The 14,304-nt window shown below is 72.5% G+C and carries 11 protein-coding genes; 4 read left to right on the top strand and 7 right to left on the bottom strand.

Annotated features, from left to right (window positions below):
• Positions 1-79 precede the first annotated feature (79 nt).
• The 4 genes from ACIA8F_RS27895 to ACIA8F_RS27880 are packed head-to-tail and all read right to left on the bottom strand — an operon-like array spanning position 80 to position 2,996.
• Positions 80-1,270 (bottom strand): lipid-transfer protein, encoded by a 1,191-nt coding sequence (locus ACIA8F_RS27895; protein ID WP_399382807.1) that lies wholly within the window; start codon positions 1,268-1,270, stop codon positions 80-82.
• Positions 1,267-1,740, bottom strand: coding sequence for a Zn-ribbon domain-containing OB-fold protein (locus ACIA8F_RS27890; protein ID WP_399382805.1), 474 nt, complete (start codon positions 1,738-1,740; stop codon positions 1,267-1,269). The genes ACIA8F_RS27895 and ACIA8F_RS27890 overlap by 4 nt, the downstream gene beginning before the upstream one ends.
• 43 nt (positions 1,741-1,783) lie before the next feature.
• Complete coding sequence (locus ACIA8F_RS27885) at positions 1,784-2,164, bottom strand: Mpo1-like protein (RefSeq protein ID WP_399382804.1); 381 nt, start codon at positions 2,162-2,164, stop codon at positions 1,784-1,786.
• A gap of 13 nt (positions 2,165-2,177) precedes the next feature.
• Positions 2,178-2,996 carry a M15 family metallopeptidase gene (locus tag ACIA8F_RS27880; protein WP_399382802.1) on the bottom strand — a complete coding sequence of 273 codons (819 nt, stop codon included), beginning with the start codon at positions 2,994-2,996 and terminating at the stop codon, positions 2,178-2,180.
• 29 nt (positions 2,997-3,025) lie between these two features.
• Here ACIA8F_RS27880 and ACIA8F_RS27875 point away from each other — a divergent pair, with 29 nt between their 5' ends.
• Together ACIA8F_RS27875 and ACIA8F_RS27870 are read left to right on the top strand one after the other, a co-directional pair.
• Positions 3,026-3,535 (top strand): NUDIX domain-containing protein, encoded by a 510-nt coding sequence (locus ACIA8F_RS27875; protein WP_399382800.1) that lies wholly within the window; start codon positions 3,026-3,028, stop codon positions 3,533-3,535.
• Between the two features lie 186 nt (positions 3,536-3,721).
• Positions 3,722-5,563 carry a M1 family aminopeptidase gene (locus ACIA8F_RS27870; protein ID WP_399382799.1) on the top strand — a complete coding sequence of 614 codons (1,842 nt, stop codon included), beginning with the start codon at positions 3,722-3,724 and terminating at the stop codon, positions 5,561-5,563.
• 153 nt (positions 5,564-5,716) lie between these two features.
• Here the strand turns inward: ACIA8F_RS27870 and ACIA8F_RS27865 are convergent, their stop codons facing one another.
• The gene (locus ACIA8F_RS27865) at positions 5,717-8,185 is read right to left on the bottom strand and encodes a glycoside hydrolase family 31 protein (RefSeq protein ID WP_399382798.1); all 2,469 of its coding nucleotides are present in this window, start codon (positions 8,183-8,185) and stop codon (positions 5,717-5,719) included.
• A 241-nt stretch (positions 8,186-8,426) separates the two neighbouring features.
• Between ACIA8F_RS27865 and ACIA8F_RS27860 the strand changes: the two genes are divergently transcribed.
• A complete protein-coding gene (locus tag ACIA8F_RS27860; RefSeq protein ID WP_399382796.1) occupies positions 8,427-10,421 on the top strand; it encodes an acetoacetate--CoA ligase in 1,995 nt (664 codons plus the stop codon).
• 69 nt (positions 10,422-10,490) lie between these two features.
• Complete coding sequence (locus ACIA8F_RS27855; protein WP_399382794.1) at positions 10,491-11,408, top strand: hypothetical protein; 918 nt, start codon at positions 10,491-10,493, stop codon at positions 11,406-11,408.
• A gap of 95 nt (positions 11,409-11,503) precedes the next feature.
• Here the strand turns inward: ACIA8F_RS27855 and ptsP are convergent, their stop codons facing one another.
• Together ptsP and ACIA8F_RS27845 are read right to left on the bottom strand one after the other, a co-directional pair.
• Entirely contained in the window at positions 11,504-13,174 is a 1,671-nt protein-coding gene (ptsP, locus tag ACIA8F_RS27850; protein WP_399382792.1) for a phosphoenolpyruvate--protein phosphotransferase, read from the bottom strand.
• Positions 13,175-13,248: 74 nt separating this feature from the next.
• A complete protein-coding gene (locus ACIA8F_RS27845) occupies positions 13,249-13,698 on the bottom strand; it encodes a PTS glucose transporter subunit IIA (protein ID WP_399382791.1) in 450 nt (149 codons plus the stop codon).
• Positions 13,699-14,304 lie beyond the last annotated feature (606 nt).

Raw genomic sequence — 14,304 nt, 5'->3', positions numbered from 1 at the left:
TCTCTGCGTCCTGGATCACTGCCCGCGCCCGGCCGGCGGGACCGGCCGGGCATCCCGGCCCGCTTTTCCGGCCGCGGCCCTACCGCACCGCGACGATCGCCGATCCGTGCCCGAACAGGCCCTGGTTCGCGGTGATTCCGGCCCGCGCCCCCGCCACCTGCCGCTCCCCGGCGGTGCCCCGGAGCTGCCAGGTCAGTTCGCACACCTGGGCGATGGCCTGCGCGGGCACCGCCTCCCCGAACGAGGCGAGTCCACCGCTGGTGTTGACGGGGATCCGGCCGCCGAGCGCGGTCGCGCCCTCCCGGACGAGCTTGGCCCCCTCACCCTCGCCGCACAGGCCGATGTCCTCGTACCACTCCAGCTCCAGCGCGGTGGACAGGTCGTAGACCTCGGCGAGCGAGAGGTCGTCCGGCCCGAGCCCCGCCTCCTCATACGCGGCCCGCGCGATCGAGGCCCGGAAGGAGCCGGCGGTCGCCACCCCGGCCGTCACCGAGTCGGTGGCGATGTCCGGCAGGTCCAGGACGGTACGGGGATAGGTGGGCGTCACCGTGGACACGGCCCGGATCCGCACCGGGTCCGCGACCCCCCGCGAGCGGGCGAAGTCCATGCTGCTCAGCACGAGCGCCGCGCCCCCGTCGGAGGTGGCGCAGATGTCCAGCAGCCGCAGCGGATCGGCGACGATCGCCGAGGCGGCCACCTCCTCGGCCGTCACGGCCTTGCGGTACCGGGCGTTCGGGTTCAGCAGCCCGGCCGCCGCGTTCTTCACCTTGACCTGCGCGAAGTCCTCACCGGTGTCCCCGTAGAGGGCCATGCGGCGGCGGGCGTACAGGGCGAAGTAGGCCGGGTTCGTGGCGCCCAGGACCCGGAAGCGCAGCCAGTCCGGGTCGTCCGGCCGGTCCCCGCCCGCGGGGGCGAAGAACCCCTTCGGGGCGGCGTCCGCCCCGACCACCAGCACCACGTCGGCGAGCCCGGCCAGGATCTGCGCCCGGGCCGCGCCGACGGCCTGGGCGCCGGAGGCGCAGGCCGCGTACACGCTGGTCACCCGGGCGCCCTGCCAGCCCAGCGCCTGCGCGAAGGTGGCTCCGGCCACGTAACCGGGGTAGCCCGACCGCACGGTGTCGGCCCCCACGATGGACTGCACGTCGGTCCAGTCCAGCCCGGCGTCGGCGAGCGCGGCCCGCGCGGCGGCCCGCCCGTACTCGACGAAGCTGCGGCCCCACTTGCCCCACGGGTGCATGCCGGCCCCGAGGACGGCGATGTCGGCGCTCACCGCTCCACCCCCACGGGCCGGAACTGCCAGGTGGTCCGGACGGTGCCGTCGGGATCCTCGTTCAGCACGCCGCCGACCACCTCGACCTCCATCCCGACCGCCAGATCACCGACGCCCACCCCGGGCACCGTCTGCCCGAGGACGACCATCCCTTCGGCCTCCAGCTCCACGGCGACCAGGGTGTACGGGGTCCAGGGCGCGGCCGGGTCGGACACGTAGGGCGCGGGCGGCCGGTACCGGCCGTCCGTGTAGGACCAGACCCGGCCGCGCGGGGACAGCGGGGTCTCGGCGAGCTCGCCGCCGCCCGGGCAGTGCGGATTGCGGCAGTACGCGTCCTCGCGCGGGAAGAACACGGCGGCGCAGGCGGAGCACCGGGTGCCGAGCAGACGGAAGCCGCCGTCCGCGTCGTCCCCGGTGAACCACCCGTCGACCACGGGTGTGCGTGTGCGTTCCGTGCGTGTGCGTTCCAAGACCCCTCCCGAAACCGGTATCTGACGAACCGTCAGAAGTCTGTCAGGGAACGCGCGGGAACGCACCCCCGGGAGCGCGGTCCTCGCACGGCTTCTCGGCGAGCCACTTGCGTGCGATCTCCCCGAGCTCCGCGTCCCGCCCGGCCAGCATCATCCGGATCATCTGCGCGTCCCCGCGCAGCGACCACGCCGGATTGCCGAAGGTGGCCGGGTTGTTCCCCTCGATCAGGAAGTGCGCCGTCCACGCCGTCCCGTACCCGATCACGGGCAGCGCGGCGAGGTACCGCTTCCGGCCGCGGGCCAGCCCGTAGAGGGTGAGGGCGAGCCCGGAGAGGGTGCCGGTGAGATGGATCCAGCGGGTGGCGGCGCGGGAGTGCATGGCGACGTAGTAGGGCCAGAACTCCTCGTACGAACTGAATGTCATGCGGGCACGGTACTCAGCGGTGCACGGAGGCGACAGAGACCGGAAAATCGAAGGACGCGTCCGGGAACGCCTCCGGTGCGTACGTGAAGTGCCACCACTCCTGGGGCAGGTTGACGAACCCCTGCCGGCCGAGCACCCGCCGCAGCAGATCCCGGTGCTCACGGGCCGGCCCCGTCACCCGCGGGCTGTCGGTGTGCGCGAGGGGATCGAAGAAGTCGAACGGCGTCCCCATGCCGAGGGGCCCCCGCCCGAGCTCCGCCAGGGTCACGTCGACGGTGCTGCCACGGCTGTGCCCGGACTTCTCGGCGATGTACCCCTCGGGGACCAGCCGGTCCTTGGCCACCCCCGGATAGAACTCCGCCTTGGTCCGCTGGTCCGCCCCGTCCCCGGCCCACCGCACGAACCGGTCGACGGCCCGCTGCGGCCGGTAGCAGTCGTACACCAGCAGCGAGTACCCGCGGCGCAGCACCTCGCGCTGCGCCCGCCGCAGCGCCTCGGCCGCGGGCCGGGCGAGCAGGCAGACGGGCTCGTCGTAACCGTCGACCACCGCGCCGGTGAAATTGTGCGGCGTGGCGTACCGCATCTCCTGCCCGATGCTCGCATCCACCTCGGCCACCGCGACGAACCCCGTGGGCGCCGTGGGTGCCGTGGGCGCCGTGGGCGCCGCGGGTCTCATCGGCGCCGCGAACCCGACGGGCGCCGTGACCCCCGCGGGCGCCGCGGACCGCCCGGCGGGAGAGGCCCGCGGCGCGGCCACCGCCCCGGCCGCGGCCACCGCCGCGAGCAGCCCCAGTGCGCCCACCGCGCCCACCCGTCCCGCAACAACCGCCATCCGCATGCCCCTTGGAATACCATCGCCGCATGCCGGCGCACCTGAAGGACTCGCACTGCTCCACCTGCGGAGCCCTGTTCGATACGGCCGACTGGCCCCGTACCTGCCCCGCGTGCGGAGCGGTCGCCTACCGCAACCCGCTCCCGGTCGCCGTCGCCCTGCTCCCCGTCGAGGACGAGCTCGGCACCGGCCTGGTCGTCATCACCCGCACCATCGAGCCCGCCCTCGGCGGCATCGCCCTGCCCGGCGGGTTCATGGACTTCGGCGAGGACTGGCGCGAGTCCGTCGTCCGCGAACTCCGCGAGGAGACCGGCATCCACGCCCCGGCCTCCGAGGTCGCCCTGGCCGACACGCTCAGCTCCCCGGCCGGCCACCTGCTCGTCTTCGGTCTCCTGCCCGTCCGCCCGGCCTCCGCCCTTCCGGTTTCGGCGCCGACGGACGAAACGACGGGCTGGCACGTTCTGCGCGGTCCGGAGCGGCTGGCGTTCCCCCTGCACACGACGGTGGCCGGGGCCTGGTTCGCGGGCCGCTACCGCTGAGCCGTACCGGCCACAGGACCCCGGCGTTCGGAGAACGAACCCTTTACCTGCCTCTGATGGCATGCTCCGGTCAAATCTGCCAGGCTTCCCGGCAGCCGTCACCCCCGCGGCCGCCCCCGGCGCACCCAGGCCGTCCGGGCAGCCACCGAGCAGGCCGGGATCCCGGCCGCCTCAAAGGAGTTTCGCGTGAGAGCCACCCCCCACAAGGCCCTCGCGGCGAGTGTGTTCGCCATCGCCGCGCTGGTCGCCACCGCCCTGCCCGCCACCTCGGCGGCAGCCGCGCCCGCCGCCTGCACCCCCGCCCAAGTGGTCGCCAACGGCGGCCTCGAAAGCGGGACGTCGCCCTGGACCCAGTCGCAGACCGGCCTCATCACCAACCGCACCGGCCAGAGCGCCCACGGCGGTACGTACTTCGCCTGGCTGAACGGCGTCGGCAGCACGCACACCGACACCCTCTCCCAGAGCGTCACGATCCCCTCGGGCTGCAGCAGCGCGAGCCTCACCTTCTGGCTGCACGTCGACACCGCCGAGACCACGACCTCGACCAAGTACGACAAGCTGACCGCGAAGATCGGCACGACCACGCTGGCGACGTACTCGAACCTCGACAAGAACACCGGCTACGTCCAGAAGACCTTCGACGTCTCCGCGTTCGCCGGCCAGACCGTGAGCCTCGCCTTCACCGGCACCGAGGACTCCAGCCTCAAGACCAACTTCGTCCTCGACGACGTCGCCCTCGACACCTCCGGCGGCACCACCCCGCCCGGGGACTCCACCCGCACCCCGGCGGCTCCCGCCTACACGGTCAGCCTGAGCAGCAACGCGGCCGGCACCGTCTGGAACGGCCACCAGAGCGCGAGCTTCACCAACGCCTCCGCCACCCCGCTCGCCGAGGTGTACCTGAGGCTGTGGGACAACTACCACGGGACCTGCGCCGCGATGCCCATCGTGGTCAGCAACGTCACCGGCGGCACGGCGGGCGCCCTGTCCGTCAACTGCACCGCACTCAAGATCGACCTCCCGGCACCGCTGACCCAGGGCCAGAGTGCCACGATTGGCTTCGACCTCGGCATCACCGTGCCCAGCGGCGCCGACCGCTTCGGCTACGACGGAGCCTTCAGCTTCATCGGCAACGCCCTGCCCGTGCTCGCGGTCCGCGACGGGGCCGGCTGGCACCTGGACCCGTACACGAACAACGGCGAGTCGTTCTACTCCCTGGCCTCCGACTTCAGCGTCGCCCTCGACCACCCGAGCGGCCTGCTCGTACCGGCCACGGGCGCATCGGTGGACACCCCGGGGACCAGCGGGCGCACGGTGACCACCGCCACCGCCACCAAGGTGCGCGACTTCGCCTGGGCGGCCGGCCCGTTCAGCAAGATCTCCGGCACCTCGGCCGCCGGAACCCCGGTTAACGTCTACTCCGTCTCCGGCATCAGCGCGTCCGACTCCCAGTCGATGCTCACCACCGCCAAGTCCGCCGTCGACGCCCACTCCGCCCGGTTCGGCGCCTACCCGTACGGCGAACTGGACGCGGTGATCGAAAACAACTTCTGGTTCGGCGGCATGGAATACCCCGGGTTCGTCCTCGACCTGGTCAGCACCACGGCCCTCACCCACGAGATCGCCCACCAGTGGTGGTACGGCATCGTCGGTGACGACGAGTACAACAGCCCCTGGCTGGACGAGGCGTTCACCGACTACGCCACCGACCTGGCGCAGAACAAGACCGGCGCGAGCTGCTGGAACAGCACCTCCTGGGCCTCGTCGGCCGAGAAGATCAGCAACTCGATGGCCTACTGGGACACCCACTCCTCCCGCTACTCCACCGTGATCTACGGCTACGGCAAGTGCGCCCTGCACGACCTGCGCAGGGTCCTCGGCGACACCGTCATGGCCAAGCTGCTGAAGGACTACGCCACTTCGCACTGGTACGGAATCTCGACCACGGCCGAGTTCAAGGCGGCCGCCCAGGCCGCCACGACCACGGACCTGACCTCGTTCTGGACCACGCACCGCATCGACGGCTGACCCCGCACCGGTCCGCCGCGGACCAGCGCCCCCGGGCGCCCACCGCGGCGGACCGGCACCTCCGGCCGCGGCGGACCTGCACCTCAGCCCCGGCGGACCGGCACCCACGGGACCCGCCGACCGGCACCTCTGGGACCCGCCCGTCGGCACCCCCTAGAGCCCCCGCAGCACCACCCCGTCCACCCGCTCCCCGGCCTCGTCCTCGACCACCACCGCGTCCCCGGCCCACCGCACCACGTACCGTTCCACCTCGCCCGGCTCGAAGCCCGGCCCCGGGTCCCGGACCACCACCCCGCCGCCCGTGCGGCCCCTGGCCGGAGCCCATGCCTCCAGGGCCACCGACCCGTCGGCCGCCCGCACCGGCAGCAGCGCACCGGCCCGTGCCAGCACCGGGATCCGGTCCGCCGGGGCGTCCAGCAGGATCTGGCCCGGCCCCTCGTACGCCCGCCCCGTCGCCGTGTCGTACCAGCGCCCGCGCGGCAACCGCACCGCCCGCCGGTCGGACCCGCACTCCAGCACCGGGGCCACCAGCAGGGCGTCACCGAGCAGGAACGCGTCCTCGCAGTCCCGTAGCGCCCGGTCCTCCGGCGCCCCCCACCACAGCGGCCGCACGTACGGGGCCCCGGTCCGCCGTGCCAGATGGGCCAGCGTCACGAAGTACGGGCGCAGCCGCTCCCGTTCCGCCAGGACGGCCCGTGCGGCCCGGGTGGTCTCCTCCCCGAACTCCCACGGCTCCCGTCGGCCCGCCCATATCGCCGAGTGCGTCCGGAACAGCGGCAGGTAGGAACCCAGTTGCAGCCACCGCAGGTACAACTCCGGCGAGGGCGAACCCCAGAAGCCCCCGACGTCCGGCCCCGAGTACGGCACCCCGCACAGCCCGAGGCCCAGCACCAGGGCCAGCGAGGCCCGCAGCCCGTCCCAGCTGCTCTCCACGTCACCGGACCACGTGCCTCCGTACCGCTGCATCCCCGCCCACCCGGACCGGGAGAAGAGGAACGGCCGCTCGGCCGGGCGCAGCCGTACGAGTCCCTCCCAGCCCGCGCGCGCCATCGCGAGGGCGTACACGTTGTGTGCCTCGCGGTGGTCCCCGCCGGCCCCGTCCAGGCAGTGCCGCGCCGACCGGGGGAGCGTCCGTTCCCCGAACGGGGCGAAGGAGACCGGCTCGTTCATGTCGTGCCAGAACCCGGCGAAGCCCTGCGCGAGCCGCTCCTCGTACAGGCCGCCCCACCAGTGCCGCACCTCGGGATCCGTGAAGTCCGGGTACGCGCACTCGCCCGGCCACACCTCGCCCCGGACCTCCCTTCCCGCCCGGTCCCGTACGAAGGCCCCGTGCGCGCCGACCGCGAGCCCCGCGGCATGCACCGGGTCGCCCGTCTTCACCGCGGGGTCGACGATGGAGACCAGCCGGACGCCACCGTCCGTCAACTCCTTCGCCAGCCCCGGCAGATCCGGGAACCGCTCGTGGTCCACGGTGAAGACCCGGTGGCCGTCGTAGTGGTCGATGTCCAGGTGGACGGCCGACAGCGCAAGCCCGTGCCCGGCGTAACCGGCCACGATCCGCCGGACCTCCGCCGCGCTCCCGAACCCCCACCGCGCGTGCTGGTACCCGAGCGCCCACTCCGGGGGCACGGCCGCCCCGCCCGTCAGCCCGGACCAGCCCTGCAGCACCCGCCCGGGCGGCCCCACCAGCACCCAGCACCGCAAGGGGCCGCCCTCCATGCGCAGTTCGCAGGAGCCGGGCCGGTCCGCCCCCGAGCCCGCGCCCTCCTCGCCCTCCCGCAACACCACCCGTCCGTCCCAGGAGTTGTCGTGGAACACCAGGTGCGTGCCCGCATCGGCGACCACCAGCTGCACCGGCATCGTGATGTACAGGGGCTCCGTACCGGACCCGGACCCGAAGCCGCCCTTGGGGTCGGTGTTCCACAGCCGGTAGCTCCCGTCCCGCAGCCGCGGCCCCGCCGCTCGCCCGCCCAGCCCGAACACCCTTGCGTCGGCGGCGACTTCACTGCGCAACAGCCATCGCGCACCCCCACCGGCCGCCGCGTCGGCCGCACCGGCCGCCCCGCCTCCGGCGGCCGCCCCGTCACCCACCCCCTCGTGGGCGCCGCCGTCGCCCCCCGGCCCGGCCGCATCCCCTTCACGCCCGTCGGAGCCCGCCCCCACCGGATCCCACCACCGCGGTGGCAGATCCCGGCGCAGCACCGTCCCGCCGGGGGTCCGCACCTCCACCGCCCCGTGCCGGGACACCGCCACCGTCACCCGCTCCGACACCACCCGCCAGCCACCGTCGGTGTCCGGCTCCAGTACGGCGCGCGGATCGGGATCCGGTCCACTGCCGACCACCGCGTACGAGGGCGTCGGCGCGGCGCCGTCCCAGCCCCAGAACACCGCCCCGCCCACGGTGACCCGCACCAGCAGCTCCGAACGGGTGAACCGCAGCACCCCGCCGCCCGGCCGGGCCTCCGTACCGGTCAGCAGACCCGGCACCCGCGCCCGCTCCGCGCCCCGGGGCGCGAGCCCCGCCGCGTCCACCCGCCGGTTGCGCCACGCGGAGCGCCAGGCACGCCGCCCCCGCTCGTCGCCGAGGTCCTTCACCGCACGCACCAGCCCACGACCGTCCATGGCGCCCACCCTGCCACCGCCACCCGGCCCAGAAGGCGCCGTTCAACTGCCGTTCACCCGCAAAAGGATCACAGCCGACTACCGATGACGACTCTGGTGCGGATGTCGATCACATGGCATCGTCCCTGTGAGCCCCCGTGCGCACACCCCGCGCGCGATGGCACCGTACGAACACCACACTCCACGCCAGACCATGACACGCCACGAAGCGCGAACCGCAGACGTGACCGGGAGCCGACGCATGACCGCAGCAGCCACCTCCTCCGAGCCCCTCTGGTCCCCGGGCCCCGACCGGATCGCCGCGGCCCGGATCACCGCCTTCCAGGCCTGGGCCGCCGAACACCACGGCGCCCCCGCGGAGGGCGGCTACCCGGCCCTGCACAGCTGGTCCGTCGACGCACTGGACAGCTTCTGGCAGGCCGTCGCCGAGTGGTTCGACGTCCGCTTCACCACCCCGTACGAGTCCGTCCTCGCGGACCGCTCCATGCCGGGCGCCGTCTGGTTCAAGGGAGCCACCCTCAACTACGCCGAGCACGCCCTGCGCGCCGCGGCGGACCCGGCCCGCGCCGACGACGCCGCCCTCCTCCACGTCGACGAGACCCACGAGCCCACCACCGTCACCTGGGCCGAGCTACGCCGCCAGGTCCTCTCCCTCGCCGCCGAACTGCGCACCCTGGGCGTCCGCCCCGGCGACCGGGTCAGCGGCTACCTCCCCAACATCCCCGAAGCCGTCACCGCGCTCCTCGCCACCGCCGCCGTGGGCGCCGTCTGGACCTCCTGCGCCCCCGATTTCGGTGCGCGCAGCGTCCTGGACCGCTTCCAGCAGGTGGAGCCGGTGGTCCTCTTCACCGTCGACGGCTACCGCTACGGCGGCAAGGAACACGACCGCCGGGACACCGTCGCCGAACTGCGCGCCGAGCTCCCCTCGCTGCGCGCCGTCGTCCACATCCCGCTCCTCGGCACGCCGGCCCCCGAGGGCGCCCTCGACTGGTCCGCGCTCACCGCGGCCGCCGCGACACCGGAGGGGGGCGAGCCGGTCTTCGAGCCGGTCCCCTTCGACCACCCGCTCTGGGTCCTCTACTCCTCCGGCACGACGGGCCTGCCCAAGGCCATCGTCCAGTCGCAGGGCGGCATCCTCCTCGAACACCTCAAGCAGCTCGGCCTGCACTGCGACCTGGGCCCCGAGGACCGCTTCTTCTGGTACACCTCCACCGGCTGGATGATGTGGAACTTCCTCGTCTCCGGCCTGCTCACCGGAACCACCGTCGTGCTCTACGACGGCAGCCCGGGCTTCCCCGACACCGGCGCCCAGTGGCGCATCGCGGAGCGGACCAAGGCCACGCTCTACGGGACCTCCGCCGCCTACGTGATGGCCTGCCGCAAGGCCGAGGTCCACCCCTCCCGCGACTTCGACCTCTCCGCCGTGAAGTGCGTGGCCACCACCGGGTCCCCGCTGCCGCCCGACGGCTTCCGCTGGCTCCACGACGAGGTGGCGCAGGACCTCTGGATCGCCTCGGTCAGCGGCGGCACCGACGTCTGCAGCTGCTTCGCCGGCGCCGTCCCCACCCTCCCGGTCCACATCGGCGAGCTCCAGGCCGCCTGCCTGGGCACGGACCTCCAGGCCTGGGACCCCTCCGGCAAGCCCGTCACGGGCGAGGTCGGCGAGCTCGTCGTCACCAACCCCATGCCGTCCATGCCGATCCGCTTCTGGAACGACCCCGACGGCAGCCGCTACCGCGACAGCTACTTCGAGATGTTCCCCGGCGTCTGGCGCCACGGGGACTGGATCACGATCACCGACCACGGTTCCGTCGTCATCCACGGCCGCTCCGACTCCACCCTGAACCGCCAGGGCGTCCGGATGGGCTCCGCGGACATCTACGAGGCCGTCGAACGCCTCCCCGAGATCAAGGAATCCCTGGTCATCGGCCTGGAGGAGCCGAACGGCGGGTACTGGATGCCGCTCTTCGTCCACCTCGCGCCCGACGCCGTCCTCGACGAGGCCCTCCGCGGGCGGATCAAGGCCACGATCCGCGAGGAGCTCTCCCCGCGCCACGTCCCCGACGAGATCATCGAGGTCCCGGGCATCCCCCACACCCTCACCGGCAAGCGCATCGAGGTCCCGGTCAAGCGGCTCCTCCAGGGCGCCCCCATGGCCAAGGCGGTCAACCCCGGCTCGGTGGACAACCTCGACCTCCTCCACTTCTACGAGGAGCTCGCCCGCACCCGCGGCTGACCGAGCAGCCACTGTCAGTGGCGATGATTACTCTGAGTGAGCAAGCGATCGCGCCAATCAGGGGGAACCATGCCACGCTCGAACGACACCGGGACCAGGACCACCACGGGCCGTCCCGCCCGCACCGGAAGGCGCCGCACGCTGCGCCGCGAAGTCCCCAGCACCCTCGGCCTCCTGGCCGACCCCGGGGACTTCGCGGCCATGCGCGGATACCGCAGCTTCGCCTTCGACGACCACCGCGACTACCTGGACCACGTGGACCGGCTGCTCCGCTCCCTCGCGGCCCAGGGCATCCACACCACCGTCGCCCTCTTCGATCCCGTGGAGTACGCCGACTACTGCGCGGACCGGGGACTCGACCCCGACACCCCCGGGGCCCGCACCCGCTTCACCGCCGCACTGGGCGGCGCCACCAGCGGCCTCCCGTATGACGGCCGGCCGATCGACGAACTGGTCCCGCTCCTCGTCGACGCGGCCGTCCGACAGGCCACCTGGGAGTACGCGAGCACCCTGCTGGCCGAAGTGGGCCGCTGCGCCGACTGCGGGGAGGACATCGGGACCGCCTCCTTCGAGCGCGCCGCCGAGGCGCTCCGGCGCCTGATGGACCGGGCCGGTCCGGGCCACCACCACCTGGTGTGCAGCGTCCCGGCGCCGGAGGAACAGCTCGTCGCGGTCCTGCACGCCGACACCGCACCCGACGGCCGGCCCCGGGTGGACGGCCGGGACGGCCTCGACTTCGTGACCGTCCTCGCCGCGGGCCTGGCCCTCGGCGGACCCGGGGGACTGGTCCTGCGCAGCACCGCCGAGGGAGACCGGGACCGCGTCCACGGCTGGCGCCTGGACCGGGGCCGCCTGGTACCCCTCTCGGCGGCAGCGGTCTTCAACGCCTACTGCACCGACGCCGACACAGGTGAGCCCGTGGGCCCCGAGCCCGGCGTCGAGTACTGCCCCGGCTACGAGGTGGACGAACCGGGCCCGCACCACTGAGCCAGGCGTCTCACGTTCTCTCTCCCCCTCCCCGGAAACGGCCGAGGGGCCCCCGCCACCGGCGAAGGCCCCTCGAACGCGGTCGTACTGTCCGGCTACTCGCCGGAGAGCACCGCCTGGGCGGCCACACGGGCCTCCTCGGCGGTGTCCGCGGCACGCGCGGCGGCAGCCGCACGCTCGCACTGCGCGAGGGTGTGCTTGGCCAGCGTCGCCCGCACGTAGGGAATCGAAGCGGCACCCATGGAAAGGGAGGTGACACCCAGACCCGTCAGCACACAGGCCAGCAGCGGGTCGGAGGCGGCCTCGCCACAGACGCCGCAGCTCTTGCCCTCGGCCTTGGCGGCCTCGGCGGACATGGCGATCAGGTCGAGCAGCGCGGGCTGCCACGGGTCCTGCAGCCGCGATACGGCGCCGACCTGACGGTCGGCGGCGAAGGCGTACTGGGCCAGGTCGTTGGTGCCCAGCGAAAGGAACTCGACCTCCTGGAGGATCGAGCGCGCCCGCAGCGCGGCGGAGGGGATCTCCACCATCGCACCGAACTTCGCCTTCAGACCGGCCTCGCGGCACGCGTCCGCGAACGCCTTGGCGTCGATGCGGTCGGCCACCATCGGGGCCATGACCTCGAGGTAGACCGGCAGCCCCTCGGCGGCCTTGGCCAGCGCGGTGAGCTGCGTGCGCAGCACGTCCGGGTGGTCGAGCAGCGAACGCAGGCCACGGACACCCAGAGCCGGGTTCGGCTCGTCGGCCGGGGTCAGGAAGTCCAGCGGCTTGTCGGCGCCGGCATCCAGAACGCGCACGACGACACGGCCCTCGGGGAAGGCTTCGAGGACCTTGCGGTACGACTCGACCTGCTTCTCCTCGGTCGGCGCGTGCTTGCTGTCGTCGAGGAAGAGGAACTCGGTGCGGAACAGGCCCACACCCTCCGCCCCGGCATCGACGGCCGCCGGCACGTCCGCCGGACCGCCGATGTTGGCGAGCAGCGGCACCTTGTGCCCGTCTGACGTGGCGCCCGGACCGGAAGACGCGGAGAGAGCGGCCTTGCGCTCGGCGGCCGCGGCCTCCAGCTCGGCCCGCTTCGCCGCGCTCGGCTCCACGAACAGGTCGCCGGTGCTGCCGTCGACGGCGATGACCGTGCCCTCGGCGATCTCGCCCGCACCCGGCAGCGCGACGATGGCCGGCACGCCCAGTGCACGCGCGAGGATCGCGCTGTGGCTGGTCGGGCCGCCTTCCTCGGTCACGAAACCGAGGACCAGCGCCGGGTCGAGCAGAGCGGTGTCCGCGGGAGCCAGGTCCCGCGCGATCAGCACGTACGGCTCGTCGCTGTCGGGCACGCCCGGCATCGGCACGCCGAGCAGGCGCGCGACGATGCGGTTGCGCACGTCGTCCAGGTCGGCCACCCGGCCGGCCATGTACTCACCGGCACCGGCGAGCAGGTCACGGTAGGCGGCGAACGCGTCGTACACACCGCGCTCGGCGGTGCTGCCGACGGCGATGCGCCGGTCGACGTCCGCCATGAGCTCGGGGTCCGTGGCGATCATCGCCTGGGCCTCGAGCACGTGCTGGGCTTCGCCACCGGCCAGCTGGCCCCGGGCGATCAGGTCGGCCGATACAGCTTCCACGGCCTGGCGGGCGCGCCCCTGCTCGCGCTCCGCCTCGTCCGCGGTGATCTGCTTCGCCGGCGGTTCGAGAACCGCCGTGCCCATGTGCCGAACCTCGCCGATCGCCACACCGTGGCTCACGCCGACGCCTCGCAGCGTTGTCTCCATTTCACCTGTCTCCGATTGAGCGGCAGGTCCACCCGCCGCGTTGGATGTCCGGTTCGCCCGAGCAGGCGGATACGTCACTGCCAGCCGAAGAGAACGTCTCCGGCCTTCATGTCTCCGGCCTCGACGACGCCCGTGAGGGAATCGGCAGTCGCCTCCAGCGCCACGACGGGGCAGATGGGGGACTTGCCGGCAGCCTCGACGGCGGCCGGGTTCCAGCGAATGACCTCCTGGCCGCGGGTCACGGTGTCGCCCTTGTTCACGAGCAGCTCGAAGCCCTCGCCGTTGAGCTGAACGGTGTCGATGCCCAGGTGCGTGAGCACACCGTGGCCCTCGCTGTCGACGACCACGTACGCGTGCGGGTGCAGGGAGACCACCACACCGTCTACGGGGGACACCGCCGCCGAAGGCTCGCGCACGGGATCAATGGCGGTACCCGGACCCACCATCGCGCCGGAGAACACCGGATCGGGCACTGCCGCGAGTCCGATGGCGGTCCCGGCAAGTGGGGACGTCACGCTGGTCATGGGGGCCTCCCAGGGGTGGGGCTTCGTCGTGTCGCCGTCACTACCTGTCGCGAACGGCGTACTCTCCAGAAGGATAAGTCACAAGATGTTCGGGTTCGCCCGATGTTGGTCCCGAACCGGACTGGTCCTTCGGCACGGAGACTAGTGGACTAGACCGGTGGACTAGACCATACGCCTGAATCGATTTGCCTGGGCCCTGGCCGACCTGTACTGTTCTGACTCCCGCCAGGAAGCCCCGCGTGAACATTTCGCGAACGGCTGATGGACGGGACTCCCCCCTCTCTCCACTTCTGATCTTGATCTCGCCTTCTTTCCGCATGCCCATTCGGCAAAACGGAGAGTGGTCAGAGAGAAGGAAAAGGACTGATAGAGTCGGACTCGCCGGAAAGGGAAAACCGCGAAAGCGGATGACCTGGAAGGCGGGAAACAAGCGAGACAGACTCTGATAGAGTCTGAAACGCAAGAACAGAACAGAACGAAAGCCCGGAGGAAAGCCCCAGTAATTGCTACTGAGGGTGAGTACAAAGGAAGCGTCCGTTCCTTGAGAACTCAACAGCGTGCCAAAAATCAACGCCAAAAAGTTGATACCCCGTCCATTTCGGTGGA

The sequence above is a fragment of the Streptomyces sp. NPDC051563 genome, assembly GCF_044454225.1.
GTDB lineage: Bacteria > Actinomycetota > Actinomycetes > Streptomycetales > Streptomycetaceae > Streptomyces.
The sequence above is the reverse complement of the archived record's forward strand: the minus strand, read 5'-3'. Positions and strand labels throughout refer to the sequence as shown.